Below are 14,138 nucleotides of genomic sequence, written 5' to 3'. Positions count from 1 at the left end.
TTGTTCATTGATGGGTACGGAGATGCACCCGGTGGCACCCCCGCCATCTTTTTGCGGCTCGATCGGCCATGGGTTCCGCCGTCCCGGGGGACGGCCCCATGCCCTCACATCGCAAAAATCTTGCCCGGATTCAGGATGTTCTTCGGGTCCAGCGCGCGTTTGATGGCGCGCATCATGTCCACCGCGCCGGTGCCGGTTTCGTCCAGCAAGAAGCCCATCTTGTGGATGCCCACACCATGCTCACCGGTGCAGGTGCCGCCCATGCTCAGGGCCCGGGCCACCAGGGTGTGGTTCATGGCTTCGGCCTTGGTGCGTTCCTCGGCGCTGTTCGGGTCGATGAGGTAGCCGAAGTGGAAGTTGCCGTCGCCCACGTGGCCCACGAGGAAGTAGGGGATGCCGCTGGCTTCGACCTCGTCCACCGATTCGAGCAGGCAGTCGGCCAGGCGGCTGATGGGCACGCAGGTGTCGGTGCTGATGGCGCGGCAGCCAGGGCGGCTTTGCACGGCGGCAAAGTAGGCGTTGTGCCGCGCGGTCCACAGGCGCGTGCGTTCTTCGGGCGTGCTGGCCCATTCAAAGGCCTGGCCGCCAAATTCGCTGGCAATGTCTTGCACCATCTCGGCCTGTTCTTTCACGCTGGCGGGCGAGCCGTGGAACTCCATCAGCAGCATGGGTTCCTCGCGCAGGGTCAGCTTGCTGTGCGCGTTCACCATGCGCACGGTGTGGTGGTCGATGAGTTCCACGCGCGCAATCGGCACGCCGATCTGGATGATCTGGATGGTGGTGCGCACGGCCGCTTCGATGCTGGGGAAGGAGCAGATGGCGGCGCTCACCGCTTCGGGCAGCGGGTACAGGCGCACGGTGATCTCGGTCATGATGCCCAGCGTGCCTTCGCTGCCCACCATCAGGCGCGTGAGGTCGTAGCCCGCGCTGCTTTTCTTGGCGCGGGTGCCGGTGTGGATGACCTCGCCGCTGGCGGTCACCACCTCCAGCGCCAGCACGTTTTCACGCATGGTGCCGTAGCGCACAGCGTTGGTGCCGCTGGCGCGCGTGGCGCTCATGCCGCCGATGCTTGCGTCGGCGCCAGGGTCGATGGGGAAGAAAAGGCCGGTGTCCTTGATCGCTTCGTTGAGCTGCTTGCGCGTGATGCCGGGCTGCACCGTCACGGTGAGGTCTTCGGCGTTGATGCTGAGCACCTGGTTCATGCGGCTCACATCGATGCTGATGCCGCCCTGCACGGCCAGCAGGTGGCCTTCGAGCGACGAGCCCGCGCCGTAGGGGATCACGGGCACGTCGTACTGGCTGGCCAGCTTGACCGCGTCGGCCACGTCCTGCGTGCTTTCGGCAAACACCACGGCGCTGGGCGGCGGGGCCTGCAGCGAGCCCTCGTCGCGCCCGTGCTGCTCGCGCACGGCCTGGGCCAGCGAGCACTGCGCGCCGAAGCGGGCCTGCAGTGCATCGATGAGGGTCTGGGGCACGTCGCGCAGTTGGATTTCGGGCAGCAGGTGGGCGGCAGCGGTGGGGGCGTTCATGGTGTGTGTCTCCGGTGGGTGCGGTCAGTGAGAAGCATTCTAGGTTCGGCCCCGTGGACAGGTCCTGGCTGGGCCATCTTGAGCCCGGGTGGGGATGCGGGTATTCACGGGCTTGTGGGTCTGCGTCTGCATAAATACATTACGTTCGAAATGTATATTGTGAAAGCGCTATGAACCACCGTGTTTCCCCCAAGGCCGGGGTGCGCCGCACCCATGCCGAGCGCAGCGCCGCCACCCGCCAGCACCTGATCGCCACGGCCATCGACGTGATCCAGCACCGCAGCCTGGAGGAGATGTCCATCCACGAGCTGGCCAAGTCAGCGGGCATGACCTCGGGCGCGGTGCAGCACCACTTCGAGTCGAAGGCGGTGCTGATGATGAATGTGCTGAGCGAGCTGATCGAGTCCACCGTGCGCTCGGGCGAACTCTGGCCCAGCGCCGCGTTGCCAGCGCGCGAACGGGCTACGAAGTTTGTGCATGCCGCGTGGAGCCTGGTCTATGCGCAGCCGCGCTTTATCGTGGCCTGGAACATCTACCTGGGCTGTCGCAACCAGCCCGAGGTGCTGGGTCACATTGCCGAGCTGCGCCAGAGCGTGCAGGCGCGCATGCACGAAGGCTTTTTTGAAGCCTTCCCCGAACTGGCGGCAGAGCCCGACCGCGATGGCCTGCTGGGCCTGGTGCTGTCGTCGCTGCGCGGGCTCGGGCTGCTGCAGTTGTTTGCCCCCGCACCGCCCGCAGTGACCGATGCTGCCCAGCAGGCGCAACTGGACTGCCTGGCCGAATGGATTGCCGCCCGGTGCGAAGCCGCTGCAGCGCCTCCAAAGGCGCGCACACGCCGCCGCTGATCCCCCATTTGTCTGCTTGTTGTGGTGTGCGGCATCTCCCGCCTGCACGCCACGCAACGCGTACATCCATCGAAAAAAATCACTAGGAGACACACCATGACCTCAGCATTCACGCGCGTTCCACGCACGGTTGCACTGGCCGCACTCGCCTGTCTGGCCGGCAGCGCCCTGGCACAGCAGCCCGCAGCCTACCCGGCCAAGCCCATCCAGCTCATCGCCCAGCAGCCGCCGGGCAGCGGTTCGGACGCGATGACGCGCGTGTGGGCTGGTTGCGCCGCGCGCGAGCTGGGCCAGCCCGTGGTGGTGCAGAACAAGCCCGGGGCCAACGGCATCCTGGCCGTCAACTACCTGAAGGCCCAGCCGGCCGATGGCTACAACCTGCTGAGCATCGGCATGTCGCAGATGACCATCACGCCCTACGTCTACAAGCAGCAGCCCTACGACCCGTTGCGCGACTTTGACGGCGTGGCTGTGTTGGGCACGTCACCGCTGGTGCTGGCCGTGCCAGCGGGGCAGGGCATTGCCAGTCTGGCGGATCTGCAGAAGCTGGCGCGCTCCACACCAGGCGGTATCAACTTCGGGTCGCCGGGCAAGGGCAGCCCGGCGCACCTGCTCACTTCGGCGCTGGTGGAGAAGCTGGGCGTGCCGGGCACCCATGTGCCCTTTGTGGGCGAAGGCGCGGGCCTCACCGCGCTCATGGGCCAGCAGATCCACGCGATGACGCTGGTGATTGGCACGGCGGCCGCGCAGGTCAAGGCGGGCAAGCTGGTGCCTCTGGCGCTGTTTGGTGCGCAGCGCTCGCCCTTGCTGCCCGATGTGCCCACCATCGCCGAAGCCCTGCCCGCCGCCAGCGATCTGGCGCGGCCCGCGTGGATTGCCGTGGTGGCCAAGGCCGGCACGCCGCCCGAGCTGCTGAATCGGCTCAATGCCGCCACAGAGAAATGCCGAGGCGGCGATGCGCAGTACAAGTCCCGCCTCGAAGCGATGAACGTCACGCTCACTGCCACCGCGCCGGCCGATGCGCGCACCTGGGCGGCACGCGATGCCGCCGTGTGGCGCCCACTGATAGACAAGCTGGGCTTGGCCACCGAATGACGGTGGGCACTGCGGAGCCCCGGGTTACGCTGGCCCACGGCGGGCAGCTGCGCGGCCTGTGGGAGGAGGGCGTACGTGTCTTCCGCGGCATGCCCTACGCGCAGGCGCCACGCGGCGCGCTGCGCTTTGCTGCGCCGGTGCCTGCCTCGCCATGGTCCGGCGTGCGCGATGCCACTGCGTTCGCGCCCATGGCACCGCAGCTGCCCCGCGCCGCGCGTGCCGATGCGCCCATGCTGGGGGGCGACGACTGCCTGGCCGTCAACGTGTGGGCGCCGCCCGCTGAACCTGGTGCGCATCTGCCCGTGATGGTGTGGGTGCATGGCGGCGGCTTCTTTCGCGGTGCGGCCAGCGAGCCCCTGTACGACGGCGCGGCGCTGGCGCGGCGGGGCGTGGTGCTGGTGTCGGTGCAGTACCGGCTGGGCATAGACGGTTTTTTGCACTTCGAGGGCGAGGAGCAGGCTGCGCCTGCCAATCGCGGCCTGCTGGACTTGATGTTGGCACTGCAGTGGGTGCGGGACCATATCCACGCCTGGGGCGGCGATGTGTCGCGCACCACGGTGTTTGGTCAGTCGGCCGGTGCCGGGGCCCTGGCCTGCCTGATGGGCATGCCCGCGTCGCGCGGGTTGTTCCAGCGCGCCATTCTGCAAAGCCCCAGCGTGGCCTGCCAGACCTTGGAGGAAGCCGCCGCCGCGCGCCGTGCCGTAGCCACGCTGGCCGGGGTGGAGCCCACCCTGACTGCATTTGCAGGAGCGCCGCAGACCGCCGTGCTGCACGCCGTGCACCGGCTGGCGTCCGAGCCGCCCCTGCGGCAACAGCACGGGCTGGGCGGGCGCAACTTCTTTCCTCTGCGGCCCGTGGTTGATGGCCAAGTGCTCACTGCACCACCGCTGAAGGCGCTGGCGCAGCAGTGGGCGGCCCAGTCGCCCGACCTGCAGGTGCTGGTGGGCAGCAACGCGCAGGAGATGCGCCTTTACCACGTGCCCGGCGGCGCCATCGACCGGGTGACGGAGGCGCAGGTCCATGCCTTTGCGCAGGACGTGGACTTGACCACCGATGCCGCAGAAGCTCTGCGCCACATGCTGCCGCCCGCGCAGCAGACGCACGGGGAGTGGCTGTGCGCGCTGCAGTCCGACTACTACTACCGCGTGCCCGCTCAGCGCATTGCCGCGCTGGCCAGCCGCTGGGCCCGCAGCGCCTATGGCTATGAGTTCACCTGGCCCTCGCCGCAGTGGCGCGGGCGCTTGGGCGCAGCGCACGGTGTGGAGCTGCCATTTGTGTTCGGCAATCTTCACACGCCCACGGGGCAGGAGCTGGCAGGGCCCGCGCCGCCCGCTGCGTTGTCCGAGGCGCTTCAGCAGCGCTGGGTGGCGTTTGCGCGGGATGGCCACCCTGGATGGGCGCCGTATGCCGGCGTAGAGCCGCCGGTACAGCATGTGGGCAAGACACTGTTCTGTGCGCCCCACACGCAGCCTGAGCGGTTCGCGCTGTGGGAGGGCGTGCTGTAGCGATCCGCTCACTGGGACCCCTCGCCAGGGGGTACCACAGCAGCAGCTGGCTCGCTACACTGGGCCGGCGCTTGTGCGCGACCAACCAACTACAGAGAGAGGGATTGCCATGGCTTCAGCCAGTGTGGGAGATTGCCTGTCGGGAGCCTGGGGCACCTTCAAGAAAAACGTGCTCACCCATGTGGTTTGCACCTTGCTGGTGATGGTGGTCGCCGGCATCAGCGCGGGCCTGTTGGCCGGGCCCATGATGGTGGGCTACATGCGCATGATCGAGCGCGAGACGCGCGGCGAAGCGGTGCAGATCGGCGATGTCTTTCGGGGCTTTGATGACTTTGTGCCCGCGTTTGTGGCGGGGCTCATCAGCTCGCTGGTCGTGTCGCTGGGCTTCATGCTGTGTTTCATTCCCGGCCTGCTGATCATGGCGCTGCCCCCGGTGGCGTTGTTTCTGGTGGCGCGCGGTGAGCGCGACGGTGTGGCCGCTTTCAGCCAGGCCTGGAGCATCGTGACCAAGAACTTGGGCTCGGCCTTCTTCTGCTCGCTGGTGCTGGGCATCGTGGGCTCGCTGGGTTTCCTGCTGTGCTGGGTGGGTGCGCTGCTGACGCTACCGCTGTCCACCATCGGCTCCTACTACATGGCACGCCAGCTGGTGGGCGATGAACCGGTCGCACTGCCTCCCCTCTGACCCCGGCCCCGCGGTGGCGCCGCTGGGCAGCCCGCCCGCCTGGCAACCGCTGGACGGGAGCGCGCGGCGGTTGCGGCTGGCGTTCGGCCTGGGCTGGCCCCTGGCCATGGCTGCTACGCCATCGTGGCTGGGGCAGGGTGGGCTGGGTCTGGGTTGCGGGTTTCGCGCGCTGACGGGCATGCCCTGCCCGCTGTGCGGCGGCACGCACGCGTGTGCGGCCCTGGTCCAGGGCGATTGGGCGGCCGCCTGGGCCGCCAGCCCGGGCGCGCTGGTGTTGTTGCTGTGGCTGGTGCTGCTGGCGGGCCAGGCGGTGGTTGAAGGCGCCCAAGGCCGCCGCCGCGTGGCGCGCTGGCCGTGGTGGCACCCAGCGGTGTTGGCCGCAGTGGGCGGTGGGCTGGCGGTGTCCTGGGTCTTGCGCCTGGCCGGACTCGTATAACGGCTTGCTGCGCCCGGAGGGGCTTTGTTGCTTCCCTACAGGCAAAAGCGATAGCTTTCTGCGGCCGTTAGGGCGCCGTGCGTAGTTAGTGGCCCGCCAGCGCCAGGGGCTGCACCACATCCATGCACCAGCATCCCTTTGGGTCGGCTTGGCGCAGCCCCGCGCCTCGTTGCGGGGCAGGCCGCCCCCATGGTGCACAGCCTCCGTGCGCCAGGCTGGTGCATTGAGCTTGTATACCAGTTGGCACGGAACCTGCGATACCGCAGGCAATGACCACCGCCACCGAGATCAGCAACCGCATCATCGAAGCCGTGATGGCGCAAAAGCTCGCGCCCGGCTCGCGCCTGGGCGAGCAGCAGCTGGCCATGCTGTTCGACTGCAGCCGCACCATCGTGCGCGAGGCGCTCACGCGGCTGGCCACACGCGGCATCGTCACCGTGAGTGCCCGGCGCGGCTGGTATGTGATCGAGCCCTCGCAGGACGAAGCGCGCGAGGCCTTCGAGGCGCGCCGCGTGATCGAACTGGGTTTGCTGCACCAGCTCAAGGTGGTGGACAAAGCGGCGCTGCGCCAGCTCAAAAGCCACCTGCAGCGCGAAAAAGCCGCGCTGGCCGGCACCGATGTGGGCATGCGCAGCTTTTTGCTGGGCGACTTCCATGTGTGCCTGGCCGAATGCCTGGGCAACAGCCTGCTGGCCGACACGCTGCGTGACTTCACGGCGCGCACCACGCTCATCGCCATGCTCTACCAGTCATCGCACGATGCGGCGCAGAGCTGCGCCGACCATGTGCGCATCGTCGAGGCGCTGGAGGCGGGCGACATTGCCGGCGCCGAGGCACTCATGTCCGAGCACATCGGCACCGTGCAGTCGGCCCTGCGCCTGCAGGCCAGCAGTGACCCGCTGGCCGGGCTACGCGATGCGCTGGCGCCGGTGCGCAAAAGCCCCGCTCAGGCCACCCCAACAGTCCGCGCGCGCAAGCCCCGCGCAGCCCCCAGTTCCATCCCCCCAGCGTCTGACCCAGACGCACCTGCCGACCCATCCACCTACCTAGGAGCCCTGCTATGACCACCGTCCGCACCGTCACTTCGTCCACCCGCCGCCTGACCCTGGGCGTGCTTGTCGCCACCGGCCTCGCAGCGGCCCTGATGGCACCTGCCGCCCACGCGCAGAACGCGCTGGACAACATCCTCAAGGCCAAGGAAATCAAGATCGCCATTCCCACCGACTACCCGCCCTACGGCTTTGTCGGCACGGACCTCAAACCCCAGGGGCTGGACGTGGAGATGGCCAACTACATCGGTACCAAGCTGGGCGTGAAGGTCGAGCTGATCCCCGTGACCAGCGCCAACCGCATCCCCTACCTGCAAACGCAGAAGGCCGACCTGGTGATCTCCACGCTGGGCAAGAACCCCGAGCGCGAGAAGGTGATCGACTTCACCGCCGCCTACGCGCCGTTCTTCCAGGCCGTGTTTGCGAGCAAGAGCCTGAACATCAAGAGCTTTGCCGACCTGGCGGGCAAGACGGTGGCCGTGACGCGCGGCGCGATGGAAGACCAGGAGCTGGCCAAGGTCGCGCCCCCCGGCGTCGACTTGAAGCGCTTTGAAGACCACGCCGCCAGCATTGCGGCCTTTGTGTCGGGCCAGACGCAGGCCATTGCCACCAGTGCATCGACGGCGGGCACCATCATGGTCAAAAACCCCAACCTGCAGACCGAATACAAGCTGCTGCTCAAGGACAGCCCCAACTTCATCGGCGTGGCCAAGGGCGAAGACAAGCTGCGCCTGCGCGTGAATGAAATCATTGCCGAGGCGCGCAAGTCGGGCGACATCGACAAGCTGTCCAGCAAGTGGCTGGGCCGCCCTGCGGGCGACCTGCCCCTGTGATGTGGAGCACAGGATGAATTACTGAAACTCAAGGGCCTGCGGCGCGACAAGCGGCGCAGGGCACAAGCATGCTGATTGCGCTCGATTTTTCTGCCGTCCTCGCGTCGTGGCCGTTGCTGGTGCGCGGCGTGGTCTGGACCATTGGCCTCGCCATTGTGGGCACCGTGCTGGGCCTGCTGCTGGGCACGGCCTGCGCCTGGGCGCGTGCGCGCAACCTGGGCCACCGGCCCACTGCGCTGCGCTGGGCCGTGGCCAGCTATGTGGAGCTGGTGCGCAACACGCCCTTCATCGTGCAGCTGTTCTTCCTGTTCTTTGGCCTGCCGGCGCTGGGGCTCAAGCTCTCGCCCGAGTTCGCGTCGGTGCTGGCCATGGTGATCAACCTGGGCGCTTATTCGGCCGAGATCATCCGCGCGGGCATCGAGGCCACGCCCCGTGGCCAGATTGAGGCCGCACACAGCCTGGCGCTTACGCCAGGCCAGACCTTCCGCCGTGTGGTGCTGCCGCCGGCGCTGCAAAAGGTGTGGCCCGCCATGGTCAGCCAGATCATCATTGTGATGCTGGGATCGGCCGTGTGCGGGCAGATCTCCACGCCCGAGCTGAGCTACGCCGCCAACCTCATCTCCAGCAACACCTTCCGCGCATTCGAGGCCTTCATCCTGGCCACTGTCGTGTACCTGGTGCTGTCCATGTTGACCCGCCGCCTGCTGATGTGGGTGGGGGCGCGTTTCTTGGTCGGGCGGTAAGCCGCTATGGTCGAGTTCTCTCTGTGGGACATCCTGCGCAACCTGCTGCTGGCAGCGCGCTGGACGGTGTCCCTGTCCCTCATCGCCTTCATCGGTGGTGGCCTGGTGGGCCTGGTGCTGCTGGTACTGCGCGTGTCCAAGCTGCGAGGCGTGGACCGCGCCGTGGGCGCCTATGTGCAGGTGTTCCAGGGCACGCCGCTGCTCATGCAGCTGTTCCTCGCGTACTTTGGCATTGCGCTGTTCGGCATCAAGACCTCGCCGTGGACGGCCGCTGCCGTGGCGCTCACGCTCTACACCAGCGCCTACCTCACCGAGATCTGGCGCGGCTGTGTGGCCTCCATTCCCAAAGGGCAGTGGGAGGCCGCGCAGAGCCTGGCGCTCAACTTTGGCGAGCAGCTGCGCCATGTGGTGCTGCCGCAGGCCTTGCGCATTGCGGTGCCGCCCACGGTGGGTTTTCTGGTGCAGGTGATCAAGGGCACGGCACTGGCCTCGGTCATCGGCTTTGTGGAGCTGACCAAGGCGGGCAGCATGATCTCCAACGCCACCTACCAGCCCTTCCTCGTCTACGCCTGCGTGGCGCTGCTGTACTTTGCCCTGTGCTTCCCCGTGAGCCTGGTGGCGCAATCGCTTGAAAGGAAACTCCATGGCAACCGCCGTTGAACCCACCCCGGTCCCCGCGCACGACGGCATCGTGGTGGGCGAGCCCCCCATCGTGGACATCACCGCCCTGCGCAAGTCCTACGGCAGCAATGAAGTGCTCAAGGGCATTGACCTCAAGGTGCAGCGCGGCGAGGTGATTGCCATCATCGGCAAGAGCGGCTCGGGCAAGAGCACGCTGCTGCGCTGCGTGAACGGGCTGGAAGAGTTCCAGGAAGGCGCGCTCAGCGTCAACGGCCAAAAGCTGCTGCACGACAGCCCCACGGCCATGCGCGCGCTGCGCCAGCAGGTGGGCATGATCTTCCAGAGCTTCAACCTGTTTCCGCACCTCAGCGTGGGCCGCAACATCATGCTCGCGCCCACGTTGGTGAAGGCGCGCGATGCCAAGGCGGCCGAGGCGCAGGCGCGCCAGCTGCTGGCGCGCGTGGGGCTGGCCGAAAAGTTTGACGCCATGCCCGACCAGCTCTCGGGCGGCCAGCAGCAGCGCGTGGCGATTGCGCGCGCCCTGGCCATGGAGCCGCAGGTGCTGCTGTGCGACGAGATCACCTCGGCGCTGGACCCTGAACTGGTGGGCGAGGTGCTGCGCGTGGTGGAGTCACTCGCGCAGGAAGGCATGACGCTGATGATGGTCACGCACGAGATGGCGTTTGCCCGCAAGGTGAGCGACCGTGTGATCTTCATGCACCAGGGGCGGGTGCACGAGCAAGGCACACCTGCTCAGCTGTTTGGCTGCCCGCAGACGCCGGAACTGCAGCAGTTCTTGTCGTCGTTGCACGACTGAAATCGATCTGTCGCGGTTCGTACGCACAAAGGCCTGCCCGCGCCCTGGAGTTCCAGCGCGGGCAGGCTTTGCACTTTGGTAGTTGCGCCCACCCCGGCCTCTGGCTCATGGCAGGCAAGCGGGGGGCTGGGTCAGGACTCCACCCCCTTGTCGAATTCTGTGCGGGACAGCGATCCGTTCTTGTCCGTATCGATTTCCTTGAAACGTTGGCTGATGGCGGGCAGCGTAGCGGCCTCTTGTGCGCTCAACTGGCCGTCCTTGTTGCTGTCGGCCTTGTCAAAGGCGGCGGCCGCTGCGGTGGAGACGCCACCACTGCTGGGCCCCACCGAAAAACCTGAGCCTGACTGCGCAGTGCCCTTGCTCGCAGGGCCAAATTGGGGAGGAGAGGAAGAGAAGGAGGTCTGTGCCTGCAAGGCACCCACACCCCCCAGGGAGAGCGCGGCGAAGAGCATCACGCTGCGGGTGTCGAACGAGTAGTTGCGTCGTTGCAGTGCTTTCATGAAGCGAAGCTCCTTTGAAGTTGAACAGGCTTGCATTGCACCGCAGCCAGCGGCCCCACGCCAGCACTCTTGCCTGCTGTTGCCTCGCTCTACATTTGCCTGCGCTGTGTAACGCGGCGGCCGTGTTTTGTGTCTGGGCGCGCCGCGGATGTAGCCAAAAGTAGGCGCAAACCAGGGCCTCGTTCCGCGCTGCGCCCTACGTGCCGGGACGATGAGGGGATGACCGGCAGGCCCGCGCGTGTCCTACAGCTTCTGCCCGCGCTCCTTCCAACAATGGACTGCATGTGTCCTCCGGGATGCTGTTGTTCAACTTCCACCAAGGAGCCATTCCATGCAAAAGCAAACCGTTCTCGCTGCACTCGCTGCCTTCGCCTGCACCGCCGCACTGGCCCAGGCGCCTGCCAACAACACGGCCCGCCCACCCTCTGAAGTGAATCCCACGGCATCGGGCGGAGTGGCAGCCTCTGCGGCCCAGAACAAGGTCGACCAGCGCGCCAGCCGCAGCACAGCGGCTCCCGCTGACCCCGCTGCCGGCAATGGCCGTGCAGCCCCCGTGGCAGAGATCAACCCCAGCGCAGCTGGCGGCAAGGCCGCTGCCAAGGCCGACATGCGCGTGAACGCGCGGCTGATGGACACCAATGGCGACGGTATGGTGTCGCGCGCTGAATGGGACGCTTACCACGCACAGGCCTGGAACCAGATGCAGCCCACCAACACGGGTGTATCCACGGCAGATATCGACAAGCTGAACCGCACGCCGGCAACCCACTGATGATCGTGGCGGCTTGGCCTGCCAACTGTGGGGAAACCTGTGGGGAAACTTCTCCACGCCCCCAAGCGCCCCTGCGTCTCGCGGCGCAGGGGCGCTTCTTTGGTGTCTCGACCGTGCGGGCAAAAGGGGGATGGCCGCTCGGGGGACAATCCGGCATCTTCCGTTCGCTGACCCGCATCCATTCACATGGCCAACCGACTTTCACAGATCGCCACGCGCACCGGCGACGCCGGCACCACCGGCCTGGGCAACAACCAGCGCGTCTCCAAAAACAGCCTGCGCATTCATGCGATGGGCGATGTGGATGAACTCAACTCGCACATCGGCCTGTTGCTGTGCGAGCCCCTGCCCGATGAAGTCCGCACCTTGCTGGTCGAGGTGCAGCACCAGCTGTTCAACCTGGGCGGCGAGCTGTCGATTCCGGGCTTTGAACTGCTCAAGGCCGACGCGGTGTTGGCACTGGACGACGCCCTGGCCCACCACAACGCCGCGTTGCCGCGCCTGCAGGAGTTCATCCTGCCCGCGGGTACCCGCGCCGCATCCCAGGCCCACATCTGCCGCACCGTGGCCCGCCGCGCCGAACGCGCCGTCGTCGCTCTGGGCAACGAAGAGGCCCTGAACGACGCGCCGCGCCAGTACCTCAACCGCCTCTCCGACCTGATGTTCGTGCTGGCCCGCGTGCTCAACCGCATGGATGGCGGGGATGACGTGTACTGGAAAAGCGAGCGCCTGGCGCAGCAGAACGCTACTGAATAGATAGCAGACAGCGCATATTCATCTCGCGCTTGGGGCCGATTTCATCAAAAAACACCTCCAGCTTTTGCCACGGGCGCGTTGCCAGACCAGGACCGCCGCGCAAGGGCCGCCCCGCCGCGCTGGCGGTGTCCCCCTTCCCGGAGCGCGCTAGCGATGCGAGAGAAGGGGGAAGCGGCGAAGCCGCTCAGGGGGATGACCCCTACCGGGGGGCAAGGATCGCCATGGTGAGGCGCGACACACAGGTCAGCTCACCCGCTTCATTGTGCAGATCGATGTGCCACACATGCGTGGTGCGGCCGATGTGCACCGGCTTCGCCGTGCCGGTCACCCAGCCGCTGGTGGCAGAGCGCAGGTGGTTGGCGTTGATGTCCAGTCCCACGGCGCGGTAGCCCTCGGGCAGGGCGTAGTAAGCGCCGGTGGAGCCCATGGACTCGGCCAGCACCACGCTGACGCCGCCGTGCAGCAGGCCAAAAGGCTGGATGGTGCGGTGGTCCACCGGCACGCGGGCGCGCAGAAAGTCGTCACCCACCTCGACAAATTCAATGCCCAGGTGCTCTACGGCGGTGTTGCGGTTGGCGGCCTTCAGCAGGGCCAGGTCGATGGGTTTCTTCCAGATGGGCATGATGTTCACGGGGCAGGGCCAAGTCAGTGCAAGCCGCTGATTGTGCCAAGGCCCGTGGCGCCGCCCTGTGCCGCACGCGTCTGGCCTCAGCCCACAAACTTCCCGTTGGCGCCCATCACCCCCAGGTCCAGAAAGCGCGATCCCACATACGGCGCGCCGCTGGCGTAGTCGATGGACAGGCCGCCCAGGTCATTGCTGCGGATGCCTGCGAGGGCGTTGCGCAGCTTGGCGCGGGTCAGGTCGCGGCCGGCGCGCTCCAGGCCTTCGGCCAGCACGCGGGCGTTCACATAGCCTTCAAAGCTACGGGCCGAGAACTCTTGGTAGCCCAGCGCGCGCATGGCCTTCTAGTAGTCGCGCACCACGGCATAGCTGGTGCGGGCCGCATCGGGCAGCACCATGGACAGTGCAATGCCCGAGGCCTTGCCGCCCAGCTGGCGCAGGTTGTCGCCCGACAGCGCCACACTGGTGGCGGCCAGCGGCGTGCTGAGCGAGACTTTCTTGAACTCATTGACCAGCGTGGCGGTGATGTCGCCCGCCGTGCCCAGCAGCACCGCATTGGGCTTGGCGGCCACGGCTTTGCCCACCACGTCGGCCACCTGGGCGCCTTGGGCGTCGAGCTTGAAGGCCTTGGGCGCGGGCTGCTTGGCGGCCGCCATGGCCTTGCTCACATCGGCCAGAAACTCGCGGCCAAAGGCGGTGTCCTGGTACACGACGGCCAGCTCGGTGATGCCCATGGACACCAGCTTTTGGGCCAGGCGCTGGGCTTCATCGGTGTAGCTCGCGCGCACGTGGAACACCGAGCGGTACTCGGCCTTGCGCAGCGATGTGGCGCCGCTCTGTGGGGCCACATAGGGGATTTGCGCCTCATCCACCAGCGGCAGGATGCGCTGGTTGTTGGCCGTGCCCATGCACGAGATCAGCGACACCACGTTGGCGTCGGCAATCAGCTTGCGCACGTTGTCTTCCGATCGCGCAGCGTCGTAGCCGTCGTCCAGGGCCAGCAGCTTGATCTCGCGGCCGTGGATGCCCTTGGCGTTGGCCTGCGCAAAGCCCGCGTCCAGGCCCTGCTTGAGTTCCTTGCCCAGGCTGGCCAGCGCGCCCGTGGCAACCAGCGAGCAGCCAATGGTCACGCTCTTGGCGTCCATCGGGTCTTGCACGCCCACGGCGCGCGACAGGGGAGCGAACAGCAGGCTGGCGCTGGCGGCCACGAGGGATTGGGTGAACTGACGGCGATGCAGGGATATAAAAAAACTCGCAGGCAAAAAAGCCACCAGCCCCGGGCAGGGGCTGGTGGATGTTGAACAGGGGAGGTCGTTAAACCTAGGGTTAACCC

The 14,138-nt window shown here is 67.0% G+C and carries 17 protein-coding genes; 12 read left to right on the top strand and 5 right to left on the bottom strand.

Annotated elements, in window-relative coordinates:
* Window positions 1-104 precede the first annotated feature (104 nt).
* Complete coding sequence (locus tag ACODSM_RS00535) at window positions 105-1,529, bottom strand: FAD-binding oxidoreductase (RefSeq protein WP_488803971.1); 1,425 nt, start codon at window positions 1,527-1,529, stop codon at window positions 105-107.
* Between the two features lie 170 nt (window positions 1,530-1,699).
* Between ACODSM_RS00535 and ACODSM_RS00530 the strand changes: the two genes are divergently transcribed.
* The 10 genes from ACODSM_RS00530 to ACODSM_RS00485 all read left to right on the top strand — a co-directional run bounded on the left by ACODSM_RS00530 (window position 1,700) and on the right by ACODSM_RS00485 (window position 10,155).
* Window positions 1,700-2,374: a TetR/AcrR family transcriptional regulator gene (locus ACODSM_RS00530; RefSeq protein ID WP_488803970.1), complete on the top strand. Its 675-nt coding sequence runs from the start codon at window positions 1,700-1,702 to the stop codon at window positions 2,372-2,374.
* A gap of 96 nt (window positions 2,375-2,470) precedes the next feature.
* Complete coding sequence (locus ACODSM_RS00525; protein WP_488803969.1) at window positions 2,471-3,469, top strand: Bug family tripartite tricarboxylate transporter substrate binding protein; 999 nt, start codon at window positions 2,471-2,473, stop codon at window positions 3,467-3,469.
* Window positions 3,466-4,974: a carboxylesterase/lipase family protein gene (locus ACODSM_RS00520; protein WP_488803968.1), complete on the top strand. Its 1,509-nt coding sequence runs from the start codon at window positions 3,466-3,468 to the stop codon at window positions 4,972-4,974. Before ACODSM_RS00525 ends, ACODSM_RS00520 begins: the two co-directional genes overlap by 4 nt.
* A gap of 109 nt (window positions 4,975-5,083) precedes the next feature.
* Window positions 5,084-5,656 carry a hypothetical protein gene (locus tag ACODSM_RS00515; RefSeq protein WP_015011955.1) on the top strand — a complete coding sequence of 191 codons (573 nt, stop codon included), beginning with the start codon at window positions 5,084-5,086 and terminating at the stop codon, window positions 5,654-5,656.
* Window positions 5,628-6,092: a DUF2752 domain-containing protein gene (locus ACODSM_RS00510; RefSeq protein WP_488803967.1), complete on the top strand. Its 465-nt coding sequence runs from the start codon at window positions 5,628-5,630 to the stop codon at window positions 6,090-6,092. Before ACODSM_RS00515 ends, ACODSM_RS00510 begins: the two co-directional genes overlap by 29 nt.
* Window positions 6,093-6,361: 269 nt before the next feature.
* Window positions 6,362-7,156 (top strand): GntR family transcriptional regulator, encoded by a 795-nt coding sequence (locus ACODSM_RS00505; RefSeq protein WP_488803966.1) that lies wholly within the window; start codon window positions 6,362-6,364, stop codon window positions 7,154-7,156.
* Window positions 7,153-7,974, top strand: a complete 822-nt coding sequence (locus tag ACODSM_RS00500; RefSeq protein ID WP_309827613.1) for a transporter substrate-binding domain-containing protein — start codon at window positions 7,153-7,155, stop codon at window positions 7,972-7,974. Before ACODSM_RS00505 ends, ACODSM_RS00500 begins: the two co-directional genes overlap by 4 nt.
* Window positions 7,975-8,042: 68 nt before the next feature.
* Entirely contained in the window at window positions 8,043-8,717 is a 675-nt protein-coding gene (locus tag ACODSM_RS00495; protein ID WP_488803965.1) for an amino acid ABC transporter permease, read from the top strand.
* Window positions 8,718-8,723: 6 nt separating this feature from the next.
* Window positions 8,724-9,377: an amino acid ABC transporter permease gene (locus ACODSM_RS00490; RefSeq protein ID WP_488803964.1), complete on the top strand. Its 654-nt coding sequence runs from the start codon at window positions 8,724-8,726 to the stop codon at window positions 9,375-9,377.
* Window positions 9,361-10,155: an amino acid ABC transporter ATP-binding protein gene (locus ACODSM_RS00485; protein ID WP_488803963.1), complete on the top strand. Its 795-nt coding sequence runs from the start codon at window positions 9,361-9,363 to the stop codon at window positions 10,153-10,155. Before ACODSM_RS00490 ends, ACODSM_RS00485 begins: the two co-directional genes overlap by 17 nt.
* Window positions 10,156-10,286: 131 nt before the next feature.
* Here ACODSM_RS00485 and ACODSM_RS00480 read toward each other — a convergent pair whose 3' ends face one another.
* Window positions 10,287-10,655 (bottom strand): EF-hand domain-containing protein, encoded by a 369-nt coding sequence (locus ACODSM_RS00480; protein WP_488803962.1) that lies wholly within the window; start codon window positions 10,653-10,655, stop codon window positions 10,287-10,289.
* A 331-nt stretch (window positions 10,656-10,986) separates the two neighbouring features.
* On the opposite strand from ACODSM_RS00480, the gene ACODSM_RS00475 reads away from it, so the two are divergent.
* Both ACODSM_RS00475 and ACODSM_RS00470 read left to right on the top strand, forming a co-directional pair.
* On the top strand, window positions 10,987-11,427 hold the full coding sequence (locus ACODSM_RS00475) for a hypothetical protein (protein ID WP_295942699.1): 441 nt from the start codon (window positions 10,987-10,989) through the stop codon (window positions 11,425-11,427).
* A 186-nt stretch (window positions 11,428-11,613) separates the two neighbouring features.
* On the top strand, window positions 11,614-12,183 hold the full coding sequence (locus ACODSM_RS00470) for a cob(I)yrinic acid a,c-diamide adenosyltransferase (protein WP_309827603.1): 570 nt from the start codon (window positions 11,614-11,616) through the stop codon (window positions 12,181-12,183).
* Window positions 12,184-12,382: 199 nt separating this feature from the next.
* Here the strand turns inward: ACODSM_RS00470 and ACODSM_RS00465 are convergent, their stop codons facing one another.
* From ACODSM_RS00465 to ACODSM_RS00455, 3 genes are all read right to left on the bottom strand, one after another.
* Window positions 12,383-12,805 carry a hotdog fold thioesterase gene (locus ACODSM_RS00465; protein ID WP_015011965.1) on the bottom strand — a complete coding sequence of 141 codons (423 nt, stop codon included), beginning with the start codon at window positions 12,803-12,805 and terminating at the stop codon, window positions 12,383-12,385.
* Between the two features lie 86 nt (window positions 12,806-12,891).
* Complete coding sequence (locus ACODSM_RS00460) at window positions 12,892-13,143, bottom strand: hypothetical protein (protein WP_488803961.1); 252 nt, start codon at window positions 13,141-13,143, stop codon at window positions 12,892-12,894.
* A gap of 6 nt (window positions 13,144-13,149) precedes the next feature.
* Complete coding sequence (locus tag ACODSM_RS00455; protein WP_488803960.1) at window positions 13,150-14,013, bottom strand: ABC transporter substrate-binding protein; 864 nt, start codon at window positions 14,011-14,013, stop codon at window positions 13,150-13,152.
* Window positions 14,014-14,138: the final 125 nt, after the last annotated feature.

The organism is Acidovorax sp. FG42 (genome assembly GCF_057809195.1).
The sequence above is the reverse complement of the archived record's forward strand: the minus strand, read 5'-3'. Positions and strand labels throughout refer to the sequence as shown.

Excerpts from the sequence above, each read along its gene's own strand:
- ACODSM_RS00490 (WP_488803964.1), top strand. The coding sequence starts at position 8,724 with ATGGTCGAGTTCTCTCTGTGGGACATCCTGCGCAACCTGCTGCTGGCA.
- ACODSM_RS00485 (WP_488803963.1), top strand. The coding sequence starts at position 9,361 with ATGGCAACCGCCGTTGAACCCACCCCGGTCCCCGCGCACGACGGCATC.
- ACODSM_RS00505 (WP_488803966.1), top strand. The coding sequence starts at position 6,362 with ATGACCACCGCCACCGAGATCAGCAACCGCATCATCGAAGCCGTGATG.
- ACODSM_RS00530 (WP_488803970.1), top strand. The coding sequence starts at position 1,700 with ATGAACCACCGTGTTTCCCCCAAGGCCGGGGTGCGCCGCACCCATGCC.
- ACODSM_RS00470 (WP_309827603.1), top strand. The coding sequence starts at position 11,614 with ATGGCCAACCGACTTTCACAGATCGCCACGCGCACCGGCGACGCCGGC.
- ACODSM_RS00515 (WP_015011955.1), top strand. The coding sequence starts at position 5,084 with ATGGCTTCAGCCAGTGTGGGAGATTGCCTGTCGGGAGCCTGGGGCACC.
- ACODSM_RS00495 (WP_488803965.1), top strand. The coding sequence starts at position 8,043 with ATGCTGATTGCGCTCGATTTTTCTGCCGTCCTCGCGTCGTGGCCGTTG.
- ACODSM_RS00465 (WP_015011965.1), bottom strand. The coding sequence starts at position 12,805 with ATGCCCATCTGGAAGAAACCCATCGACCTGGCCCTGCTGAAGGCCGCC.
- ACODSM_RS00520 (WP_488803968.1), top strand. The coding sequence starts at position 3,466 with ATGACGGTGGGCACTGCGGAGCCCCGGGTTACGCTGGCCCACGGCGGG.
- ACODSM_RS00500 (WP_309827613.1), top strand. The coding sequence starts at position 7,153 with ATGACCACCGTCCGCACCGTCACTTCGTCCACCCGCCGCCTGACCCTG.
- ACODSM_RS00480 (WP_488803962.1), bottom strand. The coding sequence starts at position 10,655 with ATGAAAGCACTGCAACGACGCAACTACTCGTTCGACACCCGCAGCGTG.
- ACODSM_RS00535 (WP_488803971.1), bottom strand. The coding sequence starts at position 1,529 with ATGAACGCCCCCACCGCTGCCGCCCACCTGCTGCCCGAAATCCAACTG.
- ACODSM_RS00460 (WP_488803961.1), bottom strand. The coding sequence starts at position 13,143 with ATGCGCGCGCTGGGCTACCAAGAGTTCTCGGCCCGTAGCTTTGAAGGC.
- ACODSM_RS00525 (WP_488803969.1), top strand. The coding sequence starts at position 2,471 with ATGACCTCAGCATTCACGCGCGTTCCACGCACGGTTGCACTGGCCGCA.
- ACODSM_RS00510 (WP_488803967.1), top strand. The coding sequence starts at position 5,628 with ATGAACCGGTCGCACTGCCTCCCCTCTGACCCCGGCCCCGCGGTGGCG.
- ACODSM_RS00475 (WP_295942699.1), top strand. The coding sequence starts at position 10,987 with ATGCAAAAGCAAACCGTTCTCGCTGCACTCGCTGCCTTCGCCTGCACC.